Consider the following 23840-nt stretch of genomic DNA (forward strand, 5'->3'; position numbering starts at 1 on the left):
TGCTCGACCATGTGCCTCCAAATAGGGCCGCCCGAAGGCGGCCGCCGGTTACTGCTTGCGATATGAAGATGATTGTCGGCCACTGCCGGGGCCAACGCAGATATAATATTGCGAATGATAATCATTATCAATGGTTGGGGTGAAATTTTATTGCAGGACGAGGATGGGCGGTGAGAAAGCTTTTACTGTGGTTTTAAAGTGACAGAGCACGCCATCCGGCGTGCTCTGTCACAAGACTATCCTCTGCGATTATTTCTCGTCTGGCAAGGCGTAAGCGACAATATAGTCACCCAGCTTGGTGCCGAACGAACCATGACCGCCGGCGGAAATCACCACGTACTGCTTGCCGTTGACCTCATAGGTCATTGGCGTTGCCTGGCCACCGGCCGGCAGCCGCGCTTCCCACAGTTTTTCACCGTTGGTCACGCTGAAGGCGCGCAGATAGTTGTCCGCGGTTGCGCCAATGAAGAAGACGTTACCGGCGGTGGACACCGGCCCGCCCAACATCGGCATGCCCATTTTGAACGGTAACGGCAGCGGAGAACTGTCGCGTACGGTACCGATACGTTTTTTCCACACGATGTCGTTGGTTTTCAAGTCCACGGCGGAAATATAACCCCAGGCCGGCTGTTTGCACGGCAGGCCAAACGGCGACAGGAACGGATTCAGCGTTACGCCGAACGGCACGCCATACTGCGGTTGAACGCCGGACTCGGTGCCGGATCCGCCTTTGTCATTTTCGTCAGGCTCGATCGGGTTGCCCGGACCGCGTGGGATCAGTTTGGAAACAAACGGCAAGGCGATAGGGTTGGCGATAGCCACCTGACGGTCGGTATCTACAGACAGACCACCCCATTCGAACATGCCCAGGTTACCCGGGAACACCAGCGTGCCCTGCTCGGAAGGCGGCGTGAAGGTGCCTTCGTAACGCAGGCTGTGGAACATCACCCGGCAAACCAGTTGGTCATAAATGGTGGCACCCCACATGTCCGCGCCGGTCAGCTTTTTCTCTGGACGGAAAGTCAGTTCAGAGAAAGGCTGGGTCGGTGACAGACGGTCGCCCTTGGCTGGCCCCTGAGGAACCGGTTTTTCCGGCGCCGGAACCACCAACTCGCCATTGGTGCGGTTCAGAACGAAAATGTTACCGGTTTTGGTCGGCACATAAATCACCGGCACCTTGTTACCGTTTTTATCGGTAATGTCCGCCAGCGTCGGTTGTGCCGGTACGTCCATATCCCACAGGTCATGGTGCACCGTCTGATAGAACCAGACCAGTTTGCCGGTGGTGGCGTTCAGCGCCAGCAGGCCGCTGGCATAACGCTCCATTTCCGGCGTGCGATCGCCACCCCAGATGTCCGGCGTGGTGACGCCCATCGGCAGGTAAACGATATCCAGCTTGGCATCGTAGGCTGAAGGGGCCCAGGAGTTAGGGGAGTTCGGGGTGAAGTGGTGCTCGTCCGCCGGAATGGCGTTCGGATCTTTCGCGCCCGGATCGAAGGCCCACAGCAGCTTGCCGCTGTTGACGTCAAAACCGCGGATCACGCCCGAAGGCTCGCGGTTGGAGTAGTTGTCGGTCACTGCACCGGCTATCACAATCACCTTGTCGGTGATCACCGGCGGCGACGTTGGCTCATAATGGCCTGGCGTCGCATACGGCATATTGCTTTGCAGGTTGAGCTCGCCGTTATTGGCGAAGTCGGCGCAAGGCTTGCCGCTATCGGCATCCAGAGCGAACAAACGACCGTCATTCACCGGCAGGATAATGCGTCGTGCGCACAGCGCCGGGGAGGCATCTGCGGCTGCACCTGTGGCGGCAGGCATTTCATGATACGAAACGCCACGGCAGGTGATGTGTTGGAAGGTTGGGTTAAATTTCAACTGAGGATCGAACTGCCACTTTTGCTTGCCGGTGGCGGCGTCCAGTGCGAACAGCTTCTGGTGCGGGGTGCACAGATAGAGCGTGTCGCGGATTTTAATCGGGGTCACTTCGTTGGTGATTTCCCCCGGATCGTTGGCGGTTTTCAGGTCGCCGGTCTGGAAAGTCCAGGCTTCCTTGAGTTTGCCGACGTTCTTATCATTGATTTGGCTCAGTGGAGAGTAACGCGTGCCTTCCTGGGTGCGGCCATAGGCCGGCCAGTCGGCGTCTGACGCCTGAGGTTCGACTTTTACCTGCGCAGGTTCGAGGGTGCCGTTGATCTCTTGTGGATCATTAAACACCGCATAGGCCAGCGCCACCACGGTGACGACCAGCGCCAGGCTCAACGCGCTGTAAGCCAGTTTGCCCCTGGCGTGCAGCTTGCGATAGATAAAAGGCAGTACCAGCCACAGGCCGAAGAAGAAGGTGACGTCCAGACGTGGCGTCAGTGCCCAGAAGTCAGGCCCCACTTCCCACAGCGCCCAAATTGTGGTGCCGAGTAAAAAGATCGCGTACAGCAACAGAGCGGTTGCACGACGGCGGACCAGTAACCAGGCGGTGATTAGCAGTACCAGGCCGGCGATGATGTAGTACAGCGAACCGCCGAGCTTGGCCAGCCAGATGCCGCCTCCCAGCAGATAGAGCCCACTCAACGCGGCGAACAGTGCCGTGATGATGATGAGCGGCGATGATGACGCTTTATTTTGCATAGTATTATCCTTACCAAAATGAAAAGTCCCCGATTTAGAGATTAAGCCATATCCAAAAAAACACGCGGTTTCTCCCCAAAAATCCATCCCCGGTGTCTGGCATATCCCCCTGTTGCCAAGGCTAAAAGGCAGCGGCAATCAAAAATAAGGCGGACAGTTTTGGACGTTGAATAAACGCTCTCGTCAGAGATAAAGCCCAAAAGGGCTGAATCAGGCGTAGCCGTTTCGATGATGTTGCACGGATGTGACGGCGCCGCCCAAAGCGCGGCTAGGTTACTCTAATTATTCTGCTTTTATTGAATACCTTGTGCTTTTTTTTTAGCGCCTTGCGGGTTTATGAATTGAGCTCATAAGCTCATGCATATTCAGCGCGTAGTTATTTGCCCGGTTGCCTCTTACAGTGATCGCACCTGGTCGCCCCGCACAAGCGGTGACCCATTCGTACACATCGGAGGAAAAATGCAAAAACGTAAGCTGGGTAACAGTGGGCTGGAGGTATCAGCGTTGGGACTGGGCTGCATGGGGCTTAGCTTTGGCTATGGCCCAGCCACCGACAAACAGCAGGCGATTGGCTTGATCCGAGCCGCTGTGGATCAGGGCGTGACCTTTTTCGATACCGCAGAAGTTTATGGCCCCTTCACCAATGAGTCACTGGTGGGCGAGGCGCTGGCGCCGGTACGTGATCGGGTGGTAATAGCCACCAAGTTTGGTTTCGAACTGCCGCAGCCGGATGGCAAACAGGTGCTCAACAGCCGGCCGGAACATATCCGCCAGGCGGTGGAAGGGTCGTTAAAGCGTCTTAACGTCGAAACGATCGATCTGCTTTATCAGCACCGGGTGGATCCCAATGTGCCGATTGAAGACGTCGCCGGTACGGTGAAGGCGCTGATCCAGGAAGGGAAGGTGAAGCACTTTGGCCTGTCCGAGGCGGGGGCACAGACGCTGCGCCGTGCCCATGCGGTGCAGCCGGTGACGGCGTTGCAAAGTGAATATTCGCTGTGGTGGCGGGAGCCCGAGCAGGAAATCTTGCCGACGCTGCAAGAGTTAGGCATTGGGTTTGTTCCTTTCAGCCCGTTGGGGAAAGGTTTTCTCACCGGGGCGATCAACGAAAATACCACCTTCGACAGCAGCGACTTCCGCAATGTGGTGCCGCGTTTCAGCGAGCAGGCGCGCAGGGCCAACCAGGGGCTGGTGGACGTGCTGGCGCAGATAGCTCAGCAAAAAGGGGTGACCGCGGCACAGATAGCGCTGGCCTGGCTGCTGGCACAGCAACCCTGGATTGTGCCGATCCCGGGGACCACCAAACAGCATCGCCTGCAGGAAAACCTCGGGGCCGCGTCGCTGTCATTGTCGTCGGAAGAACTGCGCAGCATTGAAGCGGCACTCGCGGTTATTGAGGTTCAGGGCGATCGCTATCCGGCGCATTTGCAACAAAACGTCGGACGTTGATGCGGCCGTTGCCCGCGGTAGCTTTTGAACCGCCGTCACCGACCGGCGAAAAGGCGCGCACGCTCTACAATTATCCTGTCAATGTTAACGTCGGCAGCCTTTGCCGAACTGGAGAAACAAGTGAAAATTCAACGCAGCGGTTCCCAACCTTCTCGTCCGGGGCCAGAAGAGTACTTTACCGGCAAAGTTCGCATCGATGCGCCTTTTGCCGGTAGCGAACCGGCCCGCGTGGGCGGCGCCACCGTGACCTTTGAGCCCGGAGCCCGTACCGCCTGGCACACCCATCCGCTCGGCCAGACGCTGATCGTGACTCAGGGGCGCGGTTGGATCCAGCTGTGGGGTGAAGAGATCCAGGAAATGAACCAGGGCGATATTGTGTGGATCCCGGAAGACGTCAAACACTGGCACGGTGCGACGCCGGACACCGCCATGACCCACATCGCCATCGCCGAATCGTTAAACGGCAGCCCGGTAGACTGGATGGAGAAGGTCAGCGACGCGCAGTACCACAAGCCTGCCCTGAACGGCTAGCCGCCAAAAGGGTCAGTCGTCGCCGATTTGCTGGCAAAAACGCAGCCGGTTGCCAAAGGGGTCGGTGAGGTTAAGCTCTTTCCCCCAGTCGAGGGTTTCAACGCCTGGCCGGGCATAGCGGTACTGCCTGGCTGATAGCTCCTGGTGCAGCGCGTCGATATCCTCGGTGGGAATAAACACTGCGGAACCCGGCGTGCTGTCACCATAGTGCTCACTGAGATGCAACCTCAGACCGGAACGCGTGATCTGCATGTACAGCGGCAGATCTTCACTGAAACGGTGCTCCCAATCCAACGTGAAACCGAGAAAATCCAGATAAAACTCCCGGGCCTTTTCAACCGAAAAGATGCGAAGAATGGGAACGGCAGGGGATAACTCCATTGTTGACCTCGTTTAAGCGGCTGCTAAAGGTAATCGGGCTTGACCGGCCCGCGTGAGCGGGCCGCATAAAAGCGTCGGGTGGCTAGATCCCTAATCCGCCCAGGCACAGGTACTTTATCTCGAGATAATCTTCGATACCGTACTTCGATCCTTCACGCCCCAGTCCGGAGTTTTTAACCCCGCCGAAAGGGGCCACTTCGGTGGAAATCAGCCCTTCATTGATGCCTACGATGCCGTATTCCAGCGCTTCGGCAACCCGCATTACCCGGCCAATGTCGCGACTGTAGAAATAAGAAGCCAGACCGAAAGGGGTATCGTTGGCCAACTCAATGGCTTCGGCTTCGCTGTCGAAGCGGATCAGCGGCGCTACCGGGCCAAAGGTCTCTTCATGGAAGATTTTGGCCTGCCGCGGCACGTTGGTCAGAATGGTCGGCGTAAAGAAGTTATTGCCCAGCTCATGGGGCTTGCCGCCCAGCAGTATCGAGGCGCCGTGCTGCACCGCGTCGGTGATATGCTCGCTGACTTTTTCCACGGCGGCAGAATTAATCAACGGGCCGATGGTGACACCATCATCCATGCCATTACCGACTTTCAGCTTGGCCACTGCCACCTTCAGCTTTTCGGCAAAGGCGTCGTAAATACCGTCCTGTACCAGGAAGCGGTTGGTGCAAACGCAGGTCTGGCCGGCGTTGCGATATTTGGACGCGACGGCACCGGCGACGGCGGCGTCCAGATCGGCATCGTCAAACACGATAAACGGCGCATTGCCGCCCAGTTCCATACTGGTTTTTTTGATGGTCGGGGCACACTGCGCCAGCAGTTGCGCACCCACTTCGGTGCTGCCGGTAAAGGAGAGTTTGCGCACGTCCGGGTTGGCGGTCAGTTCGCCACCGATAGCCTGGCTTGGGCCGGTGATCACATTGCACACGCCGGCCGGTAAACCTGCACGTTCGGCCAGCACGGCGAGCGCCAACGCCGAGAAGGGGGTCTGACTGGCGGGACGGATCACCCCGGTACAGCCTGCCGCCCAGCCGGGACCGGCCTTGCGGGTGATCATTGCCGCCGGAAAATTCCACGGCGTAATGGCGGCGAAAACGCCAATCGGCTCTTTCTGCACGATAATGCGGCGACCGGACAGATTCTGCGGGATGGTGTCGCCGTAAACCCGCTTGCCTTCTTCGGCGAACCACTCGATGAAGGAGGCGGCGTAGGCAATTTCACCCCGGCTTTCTGCCAACGGCTTGCCTTGCTCGGCGGTCATGATGATGGCCAGATCCTCCTGGTTTTCCATCATCAGTTCGAACAGTTTGCGCAGCTTGCCGGCACGCTCTTTGGCCGTCAGCGCCCGCCAACCAGGCTGGGCTTTTTTGGCGGCGGCGATCGCCTGCGCGGTTTCTTTGGCACCCAAAGCCGGTACCTGACCGACCAGCTCGCCGGTGGCGGGGTTGTGGATCTTGATAGTTTGGTCGCCTTTGGCCGCCAACCACTGTCCATCGATGTAGTTGGCTTCGCGGAACAGCGTGGGATCTTTCAGGCGGGCGGAGAAGTTAGTGCTCATCGGTTATCTTCCTTTTTCAGAATTCAACACGGGTTGACCTACCCCAAACGGCTACCCTTTACCCTAGCAAATTTTTCCGCCTTCATTTGCCCGATCCTTGGCAACCGATCAATTTATCGCCATTCGCACCTTCTGTACAAAAAATGCCCGCGCTCAGGCCGATACTGAAATCAGCAGGCATATGACCCTTTTCGAAATGACCCTAAGACCCTGAAAGGAGCGTGCAGCATGATGACTTCAGTGAGTCGGCACCTTGCGGCCTACAGCAGCAACATGGATTTTTTGGCTTCCAGCATTGCGCTGATGGAGTGGCAGGGGCGTGAGATCGACGCCGGCAAGGTGGCGGGCAACATGTCCGAAGCGCAAAGCCGCTTGTTCTTTGAACGCCTGAGTTATTTCCGCCAGCTTTATCAGGCCGCCGCGACGGCGGAACACAGCGTATAAATTTAGCTAACCCCGCCTCTGCGGGGTTTTTTATGCCGGCTGTGACCACACGCCGGTGCTCAACGTGGCCGGCGAATACGTCAGATTGCGCCCGCGCCACGGCAGGGCCTGTGAAAAACGCCACGCGCTGCGGATATCGAAGCGCCAGTAACGTTCCGCCCCCGTGACTCCCTGGCCGATTTGCGCCTGCCAGAGGATCTGCGTTTCTCCCTGCAAGTGCAGAACATCACCGCGCTCAAAATCGATAAACAGCAGCGCAGCCCTGGGTTCCGCCAGCAGGTTCCCCAGCGTGTTCATATAGCGGTTGCCGCGAAAATCCGGTATCCACAGGCTGTGATCCTGAAGATGGATAAATCCCGGTTTGCCACCCCGGTGTGAGATATCCACGCCACCTTGTTCCAGTGAGCTGTGGGCGCAGCTGGCGACGAAGCAGGTATCCGCCTGGCGAATCAATGCCTGTGCCGCCGCGTCCAGCGTCGCGAGATGCTCAATCGGCGCGGGATGGGTGGCTACCGGATACAGCTCGCGTTGCTGGATATACTGCGGACAATTGCCGAAGCTCTGACTGACGGCAATTTCCAGGCGGTTTTTATCGGTGCGCGTAATGTGACCGTTGGCTCGGTTGCGTCGGCGGTTGCTGAAGTCCAGCCCTAACGCTCCCACCAGACTCCCGGTTTGCAAGGCTGCCTGCGCCGGGTCGTCCTGGCGACGCGGGGCGCTGATGCGCAGGTGGTTGCTGTCCGGCGTGCGTAAAAATCCAGGGGGGCCGTTGAACAGCGTGGCCACCGGCCAGCCCTGCTCGTCCAGGGTGGCGACGAACAGGTAAGGCAGCGCGGCGAAAAATTCGCGGTGCTGCTCGGGCATGCTGGTGTAAATGTTGCCGCCGACGCGGTCAAAACCGGCCAATGCCTGGGCGCGCAGTTCGTCAGGGTGAAACATCGGCTGGGTCATAGGATTTACCTTTGCGCAGGGTGCGGCAATGCGGGCATCGCAAAGAAACCGGGCAGTGCGGCGATGCGCGCCACCCAGCGCCGGATGGCCGGATAGGGCGCCAGGGAGATACCGCCCTCCGGTGCCACCGCCACATAGCTGTAGCAGGCCAGATCGGCGATGGTGGGCTGCTCTGTCGCCAGGTAATCACGGTCGCTCAGATGCTGCTCCATCTGCGGCAAGAAACGTGCGCTAATCGCCAACGCAACCCTGTCGTCCTCCGGTGCGGAAAATTGGGCGATCAGGCGGCAGGACGCCGGACCGTAGCGTACTTCTCCAGCCGCTTTGGACAACCACGCCTGCACCTGCGCCGCCGCCAGTGGCGTCTCCGGCAGCCAGTGGCTGCCCGGCGCGTAGTTTTTCGCCAGATAAACCAGAATGGCATTGCTGTCGGCCAGCGTTAAATCGCCGTCCACCAGTACCGGGATCTGGCCGAGAGGATTAAGGCGGCGAAACGCTTCGCTTTGGCGAACCTCGGCCGGGGATTCAATAAATTCGTAGGGCAGCTCCAGCATGCTTAGCAGTAATGCCACGCGGTGGACGTGGCCGGAAAGCGGGGTGCCGTACAGTTTGAGCTTGTGCATGGTCAGACTCCTGAAGAATTTTTACCAGCATACTCTTGCAGTCAGCGAGCGGGATCCGGCAATGTAGAAATTGATAATTTCACTTTTTGGAACAGTCTATGGATCGCCTGGACGAATTGGCTATTTTTGTGGCGGTAGTCCAACACGGCAGTCTGGCGGCGGCGGGGCGCAAGCTGCGACGCTCCGCACCTGCCGTCACCCGGGCTATCGCTTCGCTGGAACAGCGCTTTGGTGCCCGCTTGGTCGAACGCACCACCCGAAGGTTAGCGCCGACAGAGGCAGGGTTGCGGTTGGCGGAGCGTGCGCACTTGCTGCTTACTGACTATCAGGCCGCGGTGCTGGACACGGCGGACACTCAGCTCACCGGATTATTGCGTATTACCTCGCCGGTGCAGTTCGGGCGTAAGCATGTGGCACCGGTGGTGATGGCGTTTCTTGACCGGTATCCGCAGATGCAGATTGAAATGGTCCTCAACGATCGCAACCTGGACTTGATTGACGAGGGGCTGGACGTCGCGGTGCGCATTGGTCATTTGCAGGATTCTTCGCGGGTGGCGCGTCGGTTGGGGCAGGTGTCCCGGGTGACCGTCGCCAGCCCGGACTATCTGGCGCGGCGCGGCGAACCGCAGGAGCCGGCGCAACTGGCGGAGCATGACACCATCGTGGGTACCCAGCGGGCATCGCTGCGCGAATGGCGCTTTGGCCCGCAGGAGAATGGCGAGCGGGTGAGGCTAACGCCACGTTTGTTGCTCAATGACGTCGAAACGCAGTTACTGGCGGTGCGAGCGGGCAAGGGCATCGCCCGGCTATTGTCGTATCAGGTGGCAGACGATTTGGCCGCGGGGACGTTGGTACGCCTGTTACCGGCGTTTGAACCTTTGCCGATGCCGGTGCAGTTGGTGGCGCAAAACATGCAGCGCATGCCGCTCAAGGTACGCACCTTCTGGGATTATGCCTGGCAGGAATTAAGCCAATTAGCGCAAATTCAGGCGCGATAAAAATAGGTATTGGCGCCAAATAAGTTTCACTGGTTAAACTTATTTGGCGCGAAAAAAGATTTATATTACCGGGCGCGCATTGCTGTAACGCCTCTCTTGACAATATTTTGACGACTGCTAATAGTTAACGCATATCTTAAATAATAAACGAAGTTTAATATATGAAACTTGTTGCGGGAAGTTACGACAACGGTAGCACGGTGGATAATGAAGATGAGATCCTCAACTCATTTCAAATCCGCAGTCAGGCGGTTTATCAAAAAACTCGCACTGAGTGCAATATTGCCTATGGAAATTCACCGCGAGAAGTTTTTGACTGGTTATATTCCGACAAACCGGGTAAAGGGACCTTAATATTTATTCATGGTGGCTATTGGCAGTTTTGTCGTAAGGATGATTTTGCTTTTATTGCGCAGGTGCCGTTGTCGTTAGGTTTTGACGTCGTGCTGGTGGAATATACGTTGGCGCCCGAGGCTCGGCTTGACGATATTTGCCGGCAAACCGGTGCGGCGCTGGACGCCATTCAACAACGGCTTTCCGTCTGTCAGCCGGCGCCAGTGTATCTGTGCGGCCACTCTGCCGGCGGGCATCTGGCCAGCGTCTGGCAGCATCACCCGGTGGTCGACGCGACCTTACCGATCAGCGGCATTTTCGAACTGGAGCCGCTATTAAACACCTACGTTAACCGACGACTGCAGTTGACCAATCAACAAATTACCCAACTGAGTCCGGTGCGACATATTCCGCAGCGTATCAAGCCGATGACGCTGTTTTACGGTGCCAATGAGCTGCCGGAATTGATTGGTCAGTCAAGGCACTATTACGCTGCGCTGAAGGAAAAAGGCCAGCCTGTCAGCCTGGTCGCCGTCACCGGCGCCAACCATTATAACGTGCTGGATGCCTTGTTCGCCTGGGATGGCGCCCTGACTCACCTGCTAACCACTACGGGGAAATAAACCATGCGCACCATCATTGACACCGGCCTGCCGGAAATCGGTCAACCTTTCTCCTGGGCCACTCAGGGCGGCGGCATGTTGTTCACCGCCCATGGCCCGGTCAGAGCCGACGGCAGTATTGAAACCGGCGCGCCGGAAAAGCAGATCGCCCTGACATTCGATAATTTGGCTCAAACCCTGAAAGCGGCAAATAGCCACAGCGATAAGGTATTACAGGTCATTATTTATCTGACCGATGTCAATGACGTTAAATTACTCGATGAAATTTACAAAAAATACTTTAACTTCCCTTATCCCAATCGTTCAACGGTGATAGTCGATAAACTGGTGGTGCCCGGCATGAAAATAGAAATAACCGTTAGCGCCACCGTCTGATTTATCTATTACTTAATTCCCACCTGCTCATTCATTCAATAATGAATAAAGGAATCGCTATGTTTAATCACATTGGCCGTTCGCCGGCCGATCCTATTATGTCGTTGATGGAAGCTTATTTACAGGATGGCAATAGCCAGAAAGTGAATCTGGGCATTGGCCTTTATTACGATCGGCAGGGCAGGATCCCGCTGATGCAGGCGGTAGAGGCGGCGGAGCAGCGCCTGCTTGAGCGGCGCAGCCCGCACGGCTATCCGCCAATCGAAGGTTCAGCGCTATTTGCCCAACAGGTGCAGGCATTGTTGTTTGGCGAGGCGCCAACAGCGTCGATAGCTACGGTACAAACCGTCGGTGGCTCCGGTGCGCTGAAGCTGGCGGCGGATTTTATTCATCACTTTCTGTCGCGCCGTGACATCTGGGTCTCTGATCCCACCTGGGCCAATCACTGGGCCATCTTTGAGGGGGCCGGGCTGAAGGTGCACACCTATCCGTACTTCGATGAGGCCAACGGCGGGCTGCGCTTTGACGCGATGCTGGATACGTTAGGCAGTCTGCCGGAAGGCAGCGTGGTGCTGCTGCACCCCTGCTGCCATAACCCGACCGGCACCGATCTCAGCCAGGCACAGTGGCGTGCTACCCTCGAAGTGCTGCAGCGCCGCCGCCTGCTGCCGTTGTTCGATATCGCCTACCAAGGGTTTGGCGAGGGGTTGGATGAAGACTGCTTTGCCCTGCGTGAGGCGCTGAAAACGGATCTGGAATTTATGGTCGCCAACTCATTTTCGAAAAATGTCGCCCTCTATGGTCAACGGCTGGGTGGGCTTTCGGTTCGTTGCGCTGGCCCAGAGAGTGCGGAGAACGTCAAAGGCGCATTAAAAACGCTGATCCGCCGCAGTTACTCCTGCCCGCCGACCCATGGCAGCCAGATTGTGGAAACCCTGCTGACGGACCCCGATTTGCGTCAACAGTGGGAGAGCGAACTGGCAGGCATGCGTCAACGCATTCAACAGATGCGCCAAATTCTTTCCGCCGGCTTGGAGCAGGGGGGATCGCAACTGGACTACCGTCGCATCCGTGACCAAAAAGGGATGTTCAGCTACACCGGCCTGAACCCACAGCAGCTTGAACGACTGCGGCAACATTACGCCATCTATCTGGTGGCGCCTGGCCGCATGTGCCTGCCGGGCCTGAACCAAAACAATGTCGACTACGTTACTGCCGCCATTCTGGACGTCACCCGCACTGCATGAAAAGGTAGGAGACTGCTATGAGACAGATAAAAGGTTTTGACGAAATCGCCCGGCGGCAAGGCGGGTTGCAGAAACAGCTCACCGCCGGGCAGATGTCGATGCTGGCGATCGGCGGCGCTATCGGTACCGGGCTGTTTCTCGGCAGCGCCTATGCCATTCAGATGGCCGGGCCCAGCGTATTGCTGAGCTATTTTATCGGCGGCATCGTGGCGTTATTACTGATGGGATGCCTGGCGGAAATGACCTCAGAACACCCGACGCCGGGCTCGTTTGGCGACTATGCCGAATTTTACATCAGCCCGCTGTTTGGTTTTCTGGTGCGTTATTCTTACTGGTCCTGCGTGGTATTGGCGGTGGGGACCGAGGTGACAGCCATCGGCATGTATATGCAGTTCTGGTTCCCGACCACGCCAATTTGGCCCTGGGTGCTGTTGTTCTCTGCGGCGGTGATCCTGATTAACGTGATTGGCGTTAAATCGTTCGGTCAGGTGGAATATGCGCTGTCGACCATCAAGGTGGTGGCCATTGCCGCCTTTATCGCCATCGGCATCGGTATTCTGATGTTTTCTGCCAACCCGGCCTTTGGTCTGCAAAACTTTACTGCCAACGGTGGCTTCTTCCCGTTTGGCGTGAAAGGCATGTGGTTTGCGGTGATCGTGTCGATTTTCAGCTACCTGAGCATTGAGATGATCGCCGTCGCCGCCGGTGAGGCCAAGAACCCGGTAATTGCGGTAAAAACCGCGTTCAAGGGCACCATTTTACGACTGTTCATTTTCTACATGCTGTCGATTGCGCTGATGCTGGCGATCGTTCCCTGGCGGCAGTCCGGTACCGGCGAAAGCCCGTTCCTGGTGGCGATGAACGTCATCCACCTGCCTGCCGCCGCCGGTATCTTCAACTTTATCGTTCTGGTGGCCGCGCTGTCGGCGATGAACAGTCAACTGTATATCACCACCCGCATGATGTTCTCGCTGTCACGCGCTGGGCAAGCTCCGGCTGCGCTGGGCCGGGTCAGTAAACGTGGCATCCCGGTAAGCGCGCTGGCGATGTCCTGCATCGGCATCGTGGTGTCGATCGTGTTGAGTCTGGTCTACCCGCAAAAATCCTTTGCCGCCATGATGTCTATTTCGGTGTACGGTGCCTGCTTTACCTGGCTGATGATTTTTGTCACGCACCTGTTTTTCCGCCGTCAGCACCGGCAAACCCACCTTAAATTTCGCATGTGGGGCTTTCCTTACACCACGCTGGCCGGTGCCGGTTTGATGGCCGCGTTGCTGATCTCGACGGCGTTCACCGAATTTTTCAGGATGACGCTGTGGTTTGGCATTCCGTTTACCCTGCTGTTGGTGGCTATCTACTTCTTCTACAGCCGTCATCAGCCCGTACCCGCGGTAATGGAAACACCGAGCGTGGAGTAAACCGGTTCACTGAAAATGTGAATATGTGGCTCTGGTGATAAACCACTTTATCCGGAGAATAAGCCTTTTCTGGGGTTATGGAGTGGTTTGCAATGAGCAGTGGGACAGAAAAACGGCGCCTTATTGGCTGTAGCAACAGTATGCCGGTGGCCAGGCATTCGGCGCAGGGATGGATCAACGGCTTTCTGGGCATGTTGATTTTCAGCGGTTCTTTGCCTGCCACTCGCGTGGCGGTGCAAGAGTTTGATCCCATGTTTCTCACCGCGATGCGCGCGGTGCTAGCGGCCTTGCTGGCTCTGAGTGCATTGACGCTGATGCGCCAGCGTTGGCCGCAGCGCCGCGACCTGGCGCCGTTGGCACTCACCGCGCTCGGGGTGGTGATCGGTTTTCCTTTGCTCACGGCGCTAGCCTTGCAGCACACCACCTCGGCGCATGCGCTGGTGTATATCGGGCTGTTGCCGCTGGCTACCGCCTGCTTCGGTGTACTGCGGGGCGGTGAGCGGCCCAAAGCCGCTTTCTGGCTGTTTTCGGTGTTGGGGAGCCTGCTGGTTGGCGCTTTTGCGTTAAGCCAGGGGGCGACTGGCTCCTGGCTTGGCGATCTGCTGATGGTGGCCGCGGTGCTGCTTTGTGGCCTGGGCTATGCGGAAGGCGCCGTGCTGACGCGCAAGCTTGGCGGCTGGCAGGTGATCTCCTGGGCGCTGGTGGTGGCTTTGCCGTTGACGGCAGCGGCGGCCGTGGTGACGGCCCCGCCAGCCTGGCCACAGGTCAGCGTCGGCGCCTGGTGTTCTCTGGGCTACATTTCGCTGTTCAGCATGTGGATTGGCTTTATCTTTTGGTATCGCGGTTTGGCGCAGGGGGGCATCGCCGCCGTGGGACAGCTGCAATTGCTGCAGCCGTTTTTTGGTCTGGCGCTGGCCGGGCTGGTGCTGCATGAAAGCATTCAACCTTCAATGATTGCGGTAATGGTCGGCGTATTGGTTTGCGTATACGGCGCCAAGCGTTTTTCGCGGTAAGTAATAAGACGGGGTAAGGCCTGCCTTACCCCGTAGCCAAGGTCGCCAGCACCCGGTTCAGCTTTTGGGCCGCCTGGTGGATCTGCTGTTCCGTGTAGCCTCCCAGCCCGAGTATCAATCCGTTTTTCCCGCTGCCGGGGCTATACATCGGCGAAAGTGCACCGACGGCTATCCCGGCCTCGGCGGCTTTACGGGCAACCTGCCGATCGTCCACATCCGCTTTTAACCACAGCAGCATATGCATGCCCTGATCGCTGGGGTGCAGAGTGGCCAGCTCGGCAGAAACCTGCGCGTTGATGGCGTCGGTCAGCACTCGCCTTTTTTCCGCATACACGCCGCGCATTTTACGAATGTGGCGATCCAGATGTCCCTGCGCCATAAAACTGGCCAGAACGTATTGATCGGCACTGGGGGGGTGGCGATCCATCAGCACTCGCGCACCGCAGAAGGCATTCACCAGGGGCTGAGGAACGATGGCGTAGCCCAGGCGCAGCGAAGGGAACAGCACCTTGCTGAAGGTTCCCAGGTAGATAACCCTGGCCGGATCCAACCCCTGCAACGAAGGAAACGGGTGGCCGGAATAACGCATTTCACTGTCGTAATCGTCTTCGACGATCCAGGCCTGCTGCGCTTTGGCCCATGCCAGCAGCTCAAGCCGGCGCGACATGCTCATGGGCATACACAAGGGGTACTGATGCGAGGGAGTGACAAAGGCGGCTCTGGCCTGTGGCGCGATTTTCCTGCCTGCGGCGACCGCTATGCCTTCGCTGTCCACCGGCACTCTGGCCATTTTCCGGTCTCTGAAGACGGTATTAAAAATGGCGGTAATGCCATGATAAGCGGGATCTTCAACCCAGGCGGTCTCACCGGCATCCAGCAGAATCTGCGTGGCGAGATAGAGCCCCTGCTGTGTGCCGGAGGTGATGATCACCTGTTCCGGCGTGCAGTGCACCGAACGGGACTTGCGAACGTATTCGCATATCGCCTCACGCAGCGGCAATGCGCCCTGCGGTTCGCCATAACCGGCGGGGGCGCCGGGGCCTCTGGCGCGGATACGGTTGCCGAGCCTGCGCCAAACGTCGTCGGGCGCGGTATCGTTGATCGGTACCGAGACGGTGAAGGGAACCGGTGGCAGAGGGCGCAACTGGGCGGCAAAGTGATCCAGGGCCAGCGCCTGATCGGAAAGCGGCATGTCGCCGGCGTCCGGGTGTTTGACCGGCGCGGGGGCCGGGCGGGTGAGCGACAACGCCACCCGAGTGCCCGAACCGGGTTGTGCTTCGAGAAATCCTTCCGCCGTCAGTTGCTCGAAGGCGGCCAGCACCGTTCCTCTGGCAAGCTGTAATGCGCCCGCCAGTACGCGGGTTGAGGGCAGCAGATCGCCCGGTTTAAGTTCGCCTTTGCCTATGGCAGCGCGCAGCGCCTGGGCAAGTTGCAGGCTAAGTTGCCCCGCATGGCGATCAAGCTCGCCGATAGCGGGGACTTCAACCGTTTTGGCCGTTCTGGGCATCTATTCCGGTCCAGATAAAAGTGGGTTAACAGGGAGTTTACTGTAAACCACTTTTGGCCTGAATAGCGGTTTTCGACAGGATTAAAGCTGGCTTTTCGGGATCAGGTGGTCGCCAAAGCTCAGGCGTTGACGGCCCGGTTCAATGGCGGTCAGTGGCGCAACCTCCTGCAGCGAGGATTTACAGCGTTCAACCAGATCGTGGTATTCGCGCGTACCGGCGACTTTCCACGCCAACTCCTGTTCGGTCAGGTCACGCAATACCCGCGCCGGGCTGCCGACCACCAGCTTATTGGCCTCGATCACCGCGGCGGCCTTGACGAATGCCATGGCACCGACGATGGTGTTTTCGCCGATCTCTGCACCGTCCATGATCACCGCGTTCATGCCGACCATGGCGTTACGCCGGATGTGGCAACCGTGCAAGATGGCGCCGTGGCCGATGTGCCCGTCCTGCTCCACCACGGTGTCCTGCTGCGGAAAACCGTGCATCACGCAGTTGTCCTGAATATTGGCGCCATCGTTAATCACCAGCCGGCCAAAGTCGCCGCGCAGGCTGGCGTTGGGGCCGATATAAACCCGTTTGCCGACGATCACATCGCCAATCAGTACGGCGGTAGGGTGTACGTAACTGCTGGGATCGATCACTGGCGTCAGGCCGTCAATCTGATACACAGGCATAGCAAAGTTTCCTTATACTGTAGGGTCGCGCGGCAGGCCGCCGAAGCGCCGATAATAGCCGGCTGCCGGGGCAGGCAGAGCACCGATAGTGGTCTCGGCCATGGCGCTGACATACTCGGTCGCTGCGCGGTCTACCCGCTGATAAATATTGATGCACAGGTTACGGGCAATCTGTCCTTCCCACTGCGCCGGCAGCAGGGCGTCCGGCAGCAGAGGATCTTTGAGCACCACGCGCCGGAAGAAGTGGATCAATAATAGCTTAATCTGGAAACAGCGCTGGGGCGTCAACAGCGCTTCATCGGCTTCGCGCAGCAGCGCCATCAGCGGGCGGAAAGAGACGATAAATTCGTGATAATCGGCAGCGACGTCAGCCAGCGCCCAGCAGTTGGCCACCAGCTGTTGCAGGGTTTTCTCCGAGCGGTTATAGGGATAGTCGGCGCGGAAGTAGATCACCTGTTCGCTGGCGTTAAGTTCGCCGAGCAGGGCGGTGACGTCGGTTTGCGCGTGGGTGGGGGCCGCCATCAGATTGCTGGCTATTTGGCCGAAGCCCAGCCAACCCAGCTCTTTTTTCAACCGTGCCCGCTCCTCCTTTTCCGCGCTTTCCAGCAACAGCAAATCCCATTTCCCGTCCCAGGCGGGCGGTTCGCTGAGATAGATTTTCGACTCGGCATGGCGGAACTGACGCATACCCTGATCGGTCACCCGATAGAAGCTGCGACGGCCGATTTTTTCAACCTCCAGCCAGCCCTCTTTCTGCAGGCGAAATACCGAGGTACGCACGAAGCGGTCACCAAAACCCAGGGCCTCCAGCAGCGCGCTCAGGCTGCCAAGCCAGACTTCGCCGCCCCGGTGGCTCAGCGCATCGCCGTAGAGGGAGATAATCAGCGAGGTGCCGCTGATCGGCTGAGCCTCTATAGCATGGCGGATAAACTCATCCAGTTTATGTTCCATATTTTTCCATGGGTTAGCCGACGGTGAAGCACAACATTACCACAAATCATTCGGGCGTCATCCGTGACGCCGGGGCAATCAGCGAGGCCGCAGATCGACCACGCGCTGGGCCTTGCCTTCTGAACGCGGGATGTCGCCGCAGTTGGCGATGCTGACATCGGTGCTGACGCCGATAATCGACTTGATATGGTGGCGTAACTGGTGGCAAATCTCACAGCGTTGCTGGTGGCTGAGGCTGAGCGCCGCTTCCTTCAATTCAACGCGCACCGCCAGGGTATCCAGGTGCCCGCTGCGGCTGACCTGTAGCTGATAGTGTGGCGACAGCTGTTCGAACTGCATGATTTGCTCTTCCACCTGCGACGGGAACACGTTGACGCCACGGATGATCAGCATGTCGTCGGAGCGGCCGGTAATTTTCCCCATGCGACGCATCTGGCGCGCGTCGCCCGGCAGCAGGCGAGTGAGGTCGCGGGTACGGTAGCGGATCACCGGCAGCGCTTCTTTGGTCAGCGTGGTAAACACCAACTCGCCGTGTTGGCCGTCCTGCAGCGTCACGCCGGTTTCCGGACATATGATTTCCGGCAGAAAATGGTCTTCCCAGATGGTCGGGCCGCCGCCGCTTTCGGCGCATTCCATCGCCACGCCCGGCCCCATCACTTCGGACAGGCCGTAAATATCCAGCGCCTTGATGCCCATGCGGCTTTCAATTTCATGCCGCAGCGCTTCGGTCCAGGGTTCGGCACCAAAGACGCCGAGGCGCAGCGAGCAGCCACGGGCGTCGCCGCCCATTTTGCGCTCCAGCTCGTCGATCAGCGTCAGGCAGTAGGACGGTGTCACCATGATCACATCGGGTTTGAAATCCAGGATCAGCTGCGCCTGCCTTTCGGTTTGCCCACCGGACATCGGGATCACCGTCGCCCCGAGTCGCTCCGCGCCGTAATGAGCCCCCAGCCCGCCGGTGAACAGGCCATAGCCGTATGCCACGTGCACCTTGTCTTTGGCGGTAGCGCCGGCGGCACGCAGGCTGCGCGCGACGATATCGGCCCAATTATCGATATCCCGCTGGGTGTAGCCGACCACCGTCGGTCGGCCGGTGGTCCCTGACGAGGCATGAATACGCACCACCTGTTCCATCGGCACGGCGAAGGTGTCGAACGGGTAGTTGTCGCGCAGATCCTGCTTGGTGGTATAGGGGAAGCGAGCCAGATCGCTCAGCTGTTTGAGATCGCCGGGATGGACGCCCGCCTGATCGAACTTGCGTCGGTACATCGGCACATTGTTGTAGGCGTGGTGCAGCGTCCATTTAAGGCGCTCCAGTTGCAGCGCCTCAATCTCATCGCGCGAGGCGAACTCAATGGCGTCGAGTGGCTGTGGATTCATTGTCATGGTTAGCCTCGGGGGTCAGACTCGCTCAATAATCATGGCGATGCCCTGGCCGACGCCGATGCACATGGTGCAAAGCGCGTAGCGGCCGGAACGCCGTTCCAGTTCGAACAGGGCAGCTAACGCCAGACGCGCGCCGCTCATGCCCAGCGGATGGCCAAGGGCGATCGCGCCGCCGTTGGGGTTCACCTGCGGGGCGTCGTCAGGCAACCCAAGCTGGCGCAATACTGCCAGCGCCTGGGCGGCAAAAGCCTCGTTTAGTTCAATGACATCCATTTGCGCCAGGCTCAGCCCGGCCAGTTCCAGCACTTTACGGGTGGCCGGTAGCGGACCTATGCCCATTAAACCGGGTTCGACCCCGCAGGTTGCCGTCGCGACGATACGCGCACGCGGTGTTAATCCCTGACTCACTGCCATTGCCTCCGAGGCGACGATCAGCGCCGCTGCGCCGTCGTTCAGGCCAGAGGCGTTGCCGGCGGTCACCGTGCCGGGTTGGCGGAACGGGGTTTTCAGCGCCTGCAGCTGTTCCAGCCGCGTATCTGCACGCGGGTGTTCGTCCTGGTCAAACAGGGTGACCGCGCCTTTTTTGCCGCTGAGGCTGACCGGCACGATCTCCTGCGCGAATATCCCCAACGCTTGCGCTCGCGCGGCCCGTTGCTGGCTGCGCAGAGCGAAGGCGTCCTGATCGGCGCGGCTGACGTTGAATTTTTCCGCTACGTTTTCGGCGGTTTCGGGCATGGATTCGGTGCCGTATTGCGCCTGCATCAGCGGGTTGATAAACCGCCAGCCGAGCGTGGTGTCATACAGCTGCGTCTGACGGCTGAAGGCGCTGTCGGCCTTACCCATCACCAACGGGGCCCGGGTCATCGATTCTGCGCCGCCGGCCAATACCAAACCGGCTTCACCGGCCTTGATGCTGCGGGCCGCCGTCGCCAGCGCGTCCAATCCCGAGCCGCACAGGCGGTTGAGGGTGGTACCGGAAACGTTAACCGGCAGGCCCGCCAGCAATGCTGCCATACGGGCCAAATTGCGGTTGTCTTCCCCGGCCTGATTGGCGCAGCCGAGGATCACGTCGTCAACCCTCGACCAGTCCACCTGCGAGTGGCGGGCCAACAGGGCACGCAGCGGCAGTGCGGCCAAGTCATCGGCGCGGACGTTGGCCAGGGCGCCGCCGTAACGGCCAATCGGCGTGCGGACGCCGTCGCAGATAAAAGCCTGGTTCATGCTTGCTCCCCTAAAATGGCGTGACCGAGCCGATGTGCGCGGCCGCGGAACCAGGCGACGGTCTTGCCCAGTTGATTGACAATCTCCACGTCATACAGACCGGTGGTTTTGCCCTGATGGCGCACCTCAGCGCTGGCCGTCAGGCGATCGCCTGCCAGCGCCGGGCGGATAAAGTCTATGCTGCAGCCGGACGCTACCGCCGCCAGCCCCTGGCTGTTGCAGGCGTAGGCGAAAGCGGTGTCCGCCAGGCTGAACAGTTGCCCGCCGTGGCAGGTCTGGTGGCCGTTGAGCATCTGCGGCCCGACGGTCATGCTGACTTTTGCGAACCCGGCGTCGACGGCATCCACCCGCATGCCCATCGCCTGGGCGCAGGTGTCCTGCTGAAACATCTGTTCGGCGCAGCGTTGCGCCAGCGCGTGGGGCGTATTGGCATTCATCATTGGGCTCCTGAAGAAAGGGATGCGTAGTGGCGCAGCAACGGCATCGGGCGATAGCGGGGTTCGCCGTAGAAGCGTTGCAGATTTTCCAGCGTGGTCAGGATGTGTCGCCAGCCTAATGACGCACCCCATTCCAGCGGGCCGCGCGGGTAGTTAACCCCGCAGCGCATGGCGTGGTCGGTATCGGCGGCGCTGGCGACGCCCTTGTTCACCACGTCGAGCGCTTCATTCGCCAACATGGTGAGGGTGCGCATCACCAGCAGGCCCGGGTAGTCCGGCAACAGGATCACTTTCTTGCCAAGGGATTGCAGCAGACGTACCACAGTGGCGTTGTGTCGGGCATCGTTTTGCGCCGCGCAGCTGATGGCGACGGTGGAGGCCTGGGCATACTGGGCAGACAGATCAAACAGCACCACGGGGGTTCCGGTTTCATCGGCGACCTGGCTGGCTGTTTTACCATTTGTTAACATAAATGTAACTTCATCGATCTGGGCAAAAGCACTGGTCTGGCCGGGTTGTATGATCGCCTCCGCATTTCCTGCCAGTAACTCGGCCAGCAGAGTGACGCCTGCCGCGTCGCCGTGCAGCTTAATGCTGTGCGGCAATTCCGCTGAGGATGCAGGTAACCCGGCGACAATTTGAGGTGGCGCTTGTTTGTCATAGCGATAAAAGCCGCACCCGCTTTTGCGGCCCAGACGCCCGGCGGCCACCCGTTCCTGTTGCACCAAAGACGGCGTGAAGCGTGGATCCTGGAAGAAGGCCTGAAACACTGATTCAGTGACGGCGTAATTGATGTCCTGACCAATCATATCGGTCAGTTGCAGTGGCCCCATCGCGAAGCCGCCTGCGTCGCGCATTACCGCATCCAGCGTGGCGGCGTCGGCAACTTGTTCTTCGAGCGCGCGCAGGGTTTCGGCGTAAAAAGGTCGCGCCACGCGGTTAACGATAAAGCCGGGCGTGGAACGGCACAGCACGCTTTGTTTGCCCCATTGCCGGGTCAGCGCCTGCAGTTCGGCAACGGTTTCGGCGCTGGTGTCCAACCCGCTGACGATCTCGACCAGCTTCATCACCGGTGCCGGGTTGAAGAAGTGCAAACCGGCCAGGCGCTGTGGATGGCGCAGCGCACCGCCGATGGCGGTAATCGACAGCGATGAAGTGTTGCTGGCGAACAGTGCTGCGGGGGAACACAGCGCTTCCAGCTCACGAAACAGGCTCTGTTTGATCGCCAGTTTTTCCGCCACTGCTTCTATCACCAGTGCGCTGTCGGCCAACTGGTCAAGCGACTCGACCGGCTGAATACGGCCCAGCAGGGCCTCGGTGGCATCGGCGTCGGCCTTGCCGGACTCGACCCTTTGGCGCAGGCGTTGGCCTAACGCATCGAGTGCCTGCCGGGCGGCGGCGGCATCGATATCAAACAGCCACACCGGATGCCCGGCCCCGGCCGCCACCTGGGCGATACCGATGCCCATGGTGCCGGCACCAATCACGGCGACCCTTGCGTTGACGTTCGGCAGGTTCATGATTATTTCCCGCTGAAATTAGGGGTGCGTTTGGCGAAGAAGGCGCTGACGCCTTCGCGGTAGTCGTCGCTGCGGCCGCCGAGGCGCTGCAGGTCGCGCTCCAAATCGAGCTGCTGATCGAGGGTATTGTTCGCCGAGCTGTAGAGGGCTTTTTTAATCAGCCCCAGCCCGTAAGTGGGTTGGGTGGCCAGGTGTTGTGCCAGCGTTTGGCTGGTGGCGGCCAGTTGGTCCGCCGCTACCACCTGCCAGATCATGCCCCATGCCAGCGCCTGTTGTGCGCTGACTTTATCTCCCAGCAGCGCCATGCCCATGGCGCGGGCGTGGCCTGCCAAACGGGGCAGGAACCAGCTGCCGCCGGAGTCCGGCACCAGCCCCAGGCGGCAGAAAGACTGAATAAAATTGGCGTTATCGGCGGCGATCACGATATCGCAGGCCAGCGCCAGCGCTGCGCCGGCCCCCGCAGCGACACCGTTGACGGCGCACACCACCGGCTTTGGCAGGGCGGTCAGACGACGGATCAGCGGATTGTAAAAACGCTCTACCGACAGGCCGAGATCCGGCGCCTGCTGTTCGATGCTGACGTTGCGATCGTTCAGATCCTGCCCGGCGCAAAAGCCACGCCCCGCGCCGGTGATCAGCAGGCAGCGTACGGTTTCGTCCCGCTCGGCGAGGGTCAAGGCTTCGCTCAGTTGGCGGTGCATCTCGTCGTTGAAGCTATTGAGCCGGTCTGGCCGATTGAGGGTCAGCGTCAGCACCCCGGCTTCAAGGTGGGTGAGAATCAATGCATTTTCCATAAATCAGCGCCCCTGATAGTTTGGCGTACGTTTTTCGAAGAAGGCGGCGATGCCCTCGCGGCGATCGTCGGTGGCGGCCAGGGTGGCAAACTGCTGGCGTTCGATGAGCAGCCCTTGGCTAAGGCCGGTTTCCTCCGCCTGTTTCAGCGCCTGTTTGGCGGCGCGTAGTGCCAGCGGGGCCTGCCTGCTGATGTGCTCGGCGATCTGCTGTGCGCGTTCTAGCGTCAGGGCATCGACGCACACTTCACTGACCAACCCGCACTGCAATGCGCGCGAGGCGTTAATGGCTTCGCCACTCAGCACCATCTGACTGGCGAAGGACTTGCCGACGCAGCGAATCAAGCGCTGAGTGCCGCCGGCCCCTGGCATCAGGCCGAGGGTGATTTCCGGCAGGCCAAAACGGGCGCTTTCGCCGCAAATGACAATGTCGCAGGCCAGCGCCAGCTCGCAGCCGGCGCCGAGCGCATAGCCGTTCACTGCCGCCAGCAGCGGTTTACTGAACTGCGCCAGCCGTTGCCACAACAGCGGGCGGCGATCCGTCAGCGTAGCGGGCAGGTCTTGCCGTTGCAGTTCGTGCAGATCGGCACCGGCGGCAAAGAAACGCGTTGTGCCGGTGATCACTACTGCGCCAATGGCGGTATCGGCATCGGCCTGTTCCAGTAAATAAACCAGCTGCTCCAGGCAGGGTGTGTTCAGGGCATTGCGCGCTTGTGGACGGTGCAGTTCCAGCGTCAGCACGCGCGCCTGGCGATGTTGCAGGATCAAAGGGGTTTCCAT

Annotated in this window: 23 protein-coding genes; 9 read left to right on the top strand and 14 right to left on the bottom strand. The window is 59.3% G+C overall.

Annotated elements, in window-relative coordinates:
* Window positions 1–249: 249 nt before the first annotated feature.
* The gene (locus tag AC1RKG_RS09185) at window positions 250–2625 is read right to left on the bottom strand and encodes a glucose/quinate/shikimate family membrane-bound PQQ-dependent dehydrogenase (protein ID WP_046373191.1); all 2376 of its coding nucleotides are present in this window, start codon (window positions 2623–2625) and stop codon (window positions 250–252) included.
* A 459-nt stretch (window positions 2626–3084) separates the two neighbouring features.
* Here AC1RKG_RS09185 and AC1RKG_RS09190 point away from each other — a divergent pair, with 459 nt between their 5' ends.
* Together AC1RKG_RS09190 and AC1RKG_RS09195 are read left to right on the top strand one after the other, a co-directional pair.
* The gene (locus AC1RKG_RS09190; RefSeq protein WP_493182822.1) at window positions 3085–4074 is read left to right on the top strand and encodes an aldo/keto reductase; all 990 of its coding nucleotides are present in this window, start codon (window positions 3085–3087) and stop codon (window positions 4072–4074) included.
* Window positions 4075–4194: 120 nt separating this feature from the next.
* Window positions 4195–4605, top strand: a complete 411-nt coding sequence (locus tag AC1RKG_RS09195) for a (R)-mandelonitrile lyase (RefSeq protein WP_046375018.1) — start codon at window positions 4195–4197, stop codon at window positions 4603–4605.
* Between the two features lie 12 nt (window positions 4606–4617).
* Here the strand turns inward: AC1RKG_RS09195 and AC1RKG_RS09200 are convergent, their stop codons facing one another.
* Window positions 4618–4986, bottom strand: coding sequence for a glyoxalase superfamily protein (locus AC1RKG_RS09200; RefSeq protein WP_201896250.1), 369 nt, complete (start codon window positions 4984–4986; stop codon window positions 4618–4620).
* 82 nt (window positions 4987–5068) lie between these two features.
* Window positions 5069–6544: an NADP-dependent succinate-semialdehyde dehydrogenase gene (gabD, locus tag AC1RKG_RS09205; RefSeq protein ID WP_493182824.1), complete on the bottom strand. Its 1476-nt coding sequence runs from the start codon at window positions 6542–6544 to the stop codon at window positions 5069–5071.
* Between the two features lie 228 nt (window positions 6545–6772).
* On the opposite strand from gabD, the gene AC1RKG_RS09210 reads away from it, so the two are divergent.
* The gene (locus tag AC1RKG_RS09210; protein WP_020827617.1) at window positions 6773–6988 is read left to right on the top strand and encodes a glycogen synthase; all 216 of its coding nucleotides are present in this window, start codon (window positions 6773–6775) and stop codon (window positions 6986–6988) included.
* A gap of 30 nt (window positions 6989–7018) precedes the next feature.
* Here AC1RKG_RS09210 and AC1RKG_RS09215 read toward each other — a convergent pair whose 3' ends face one another.
* Window positions 7019–7939: a PNPOx family protein gene (locus AC1RKG_RS09215; protein ID WP_115058546.1), complete on the bottom strand. Its 921-nt coding sequence runs from the start codon at window positions 7937–7939 to the stop codon at window positions 7019–7021.
* Between the two features lie 5 nt (window positions 7940–7944).
* Window positions 7945–8562, bottom strand: coding sequence for a glutathione S-transferase (locus tag AC1RKG_RS09220; RefSeq protein ID WP_046373195.1), 618 nt, complete (start codon window positions 8560–8562; stop codon window positions 7945–7947).
* Between the two features lie 98 nt (window positions 8563–8660).
* Here AC1RKG_RS09220 and AC1RKG_RS09225 point away from each other — a divergent pair, with 98 nt between their 5' ends.
* The 6 genes from AC1RKG_RS09225 (at window position 8661) to AC1RKG_RS09250 (ending at window position 14569) form a co-directional block, all read left to right on the top strand.
* Window positions 8661–9560, top strand: coding sequence for a LysR family transcriptional regulator (locus AC1RKG_RS09225; protein ID WP_046373196.1), 900 nt, complete (start codon window positions 8661–8663; stop codon window positions 9558–9560).
* Between the two features lie 161 nt (window positions 9561–9721).
* Window positions 9722–10516, top strand: a complete 795-nt coding sequence (locus AC1RKG_RS09230) for an alpha/beta hydrolase (protein WP_493182827.1) — start codon at window positions 9722–9724, stop codon at window positions 10514–10516.
* Between the two features lie 3 nt (window positions 10517–10519).
* Window positions 10520–10891, top strand: a complete 372-nt coding sequence (locus AC1RKG_RS09235; RefSeq protein WP_020827612.1) for a RidA family protein — start codon at window positions 10520–10522, stop codon at window positions 10889–10891.
* A gap of 59 nt (window positions 10892–10950) precedes the next feature.
* Complete coding sequence (locus tag AC1RKG_RS09240) at window positions 10951–12138, top strand: amino acid aminotransferase (RefSeq protein ID WP_187961618.1); 1188 nt, start codon at window positions 10951–10953, stop codon at window positions 12136–12138.
* A 17-nt stretch (window positions 12139–12155) separates the two neighbouring features.
* On the top strand, window positions 12156–13556 hold the full coding sequence (locus AC1RKG_RS09245) for an amino acid permease (protein WP_048760395.1): 1401 nt from the start codon (window positions 12156–12158) through the stop codon (window positions 13554–13556).
* Between the two features lie 140 nt (window positions 13557–13696).
* The gene (locus tag AC1RKG_RS09250; protein ID WP_046375019.1) at window positions 13697–14569 is read left to right on the top strand and encodes a DMT family transporter; all 873 of its coding nucleotides are present in this window, start codon (window positions 13697–13699) and stop codon (window positions 14567–14569) included.
* 25 nt (window positions 14570–14594) lie between these two features.
* On the opposite strand, the gene pdxR is transcribed toward AC1RKG_RS09250, so the two are convergent.
* The 9 genes from pdxR to paaF all read right to left on the bottom strand — a co-directional run bounded on the left by pdxR (window position 14595) and on the right by paaF (window position 23840).
* A complete protein-coding gene (pdxR, locus tag AC1RKG_RS09255) occupies window positions 14595–16076 on the bottom strand; it encodes a MocR-like pyridoxine biosynthesis transcription factor PdxR (protein WP_493182829.1) in 1482 nt (493 codons plus the stop codon).
* An 81-nt stretch (window positions 16077–16157) separates the two neighbouring features.
* The gene (paaY, locus tag AC1RKG_RS09260) at window positions 16158–16754 is read right to left on the bottom strand and encodes a phenylacetic acid degradation protein PaaY (RefSeq protein ID WP_493182831.1); all 597 of its coding nucleotides are present in this window, start codon (window positions 16752–16754) and stop codon (window positions 16158–16160) included.
* Window positions 16755–16766: 12 nt separating this feature from the next.
* Entirely contained in the window at window positions 16767–17705 is a 939-nt protein-coding gene (gene paaX, locus AC1RKG_RS09265) for a phenylacetic acid degradation operon negative regulatory protein PaaX (RefSeq protein WP_020827606.1), read from the bottom strand.
* A gap of 78 nt (window positions 17706–17783) precedes the next feature.
* Window positions 17784–19091: a phenylacetate--CoA ligase PaaK gene (gene paaK, locus AC1RKG_RS09270; protein ID WP_046373201.1), complete on the bottom strand. Its 1308-nt coding sequence runs from the start codon at window positions 19089–19091 to the stop codon at window positions 17784–17786.
* A gap of 15 nt (window positions 19092–19106) precedes the next feature.
* Complete coding sequence (gene pcaF, locus AC1RKG_RS09275) at window positions 19107–20312, bottom strand: 3-oxoadipyl-CoA thiolase (protein WP_149572719.1); 1206 nt, start codon at window positions 20310–20312, stop codon at window positions 19107–19109.
* Window positions 20309–20749 (bottom strand): hydroxyphenylacetyl-CoA thioesterase PaaI, encoded by a 441-nt coding sequence (gene paaI, locus AC1RKG_RS09280; protein ID WP_020827603.1) that lies wholly within the window; start codon window positions 20747–20749, stop codon window positions 20309–20311. The genes pcaF and paaI overlap by 4 nt, the downstream gene beginning before the upstream one ends.
* Window positions 20749–22269 (bottom strand): 3-hydroxyacyl-CoA dehydrogenase, encoded by a 1521-nt coding sequence (locus tag AC1RKG_RS09285; RefSeq protein WP_493182832.1) that lies wholly within the window; start codon window positions 22267–22269, stop codon window positions 20749–20751. Before AC1RKG_RS09285 ends, paaI begins: the two co-directional genes overlap by 1 nt.
* Window positions 22270–22271: 2 nt before the next feature.
* On the bottom strand, window positions 22272–23063 hold the full coding sequence (gene paaG, locus AC1RKG_RS09290; protein WP_493182833.1) for a 2-(1,2-epoxy-1,2-dihydrophenyl)acetyl-CoA isomerase PaaG: 792 nt from the start codon (window positions 23061–23063) through the stop codon (window positions 22272–22274).
* 3 nt (window positions 23064–23066) lie between these two features.
* Complete coding sequence (paaF, locus tag AC1RKG_RS09295; protein WP_020827600.1) at window positions 23067–23840, bottom strand: 2,3-dehydroadipyl-CoA hydratase PaaF; 774 nt, start codon at window positions 23838–23840, stop codon at window positions 23067–23069.

The sequence above is a fragment of the Serratia sp. GW822-FHT06D09 genome, from assembly GCF_058799515.1.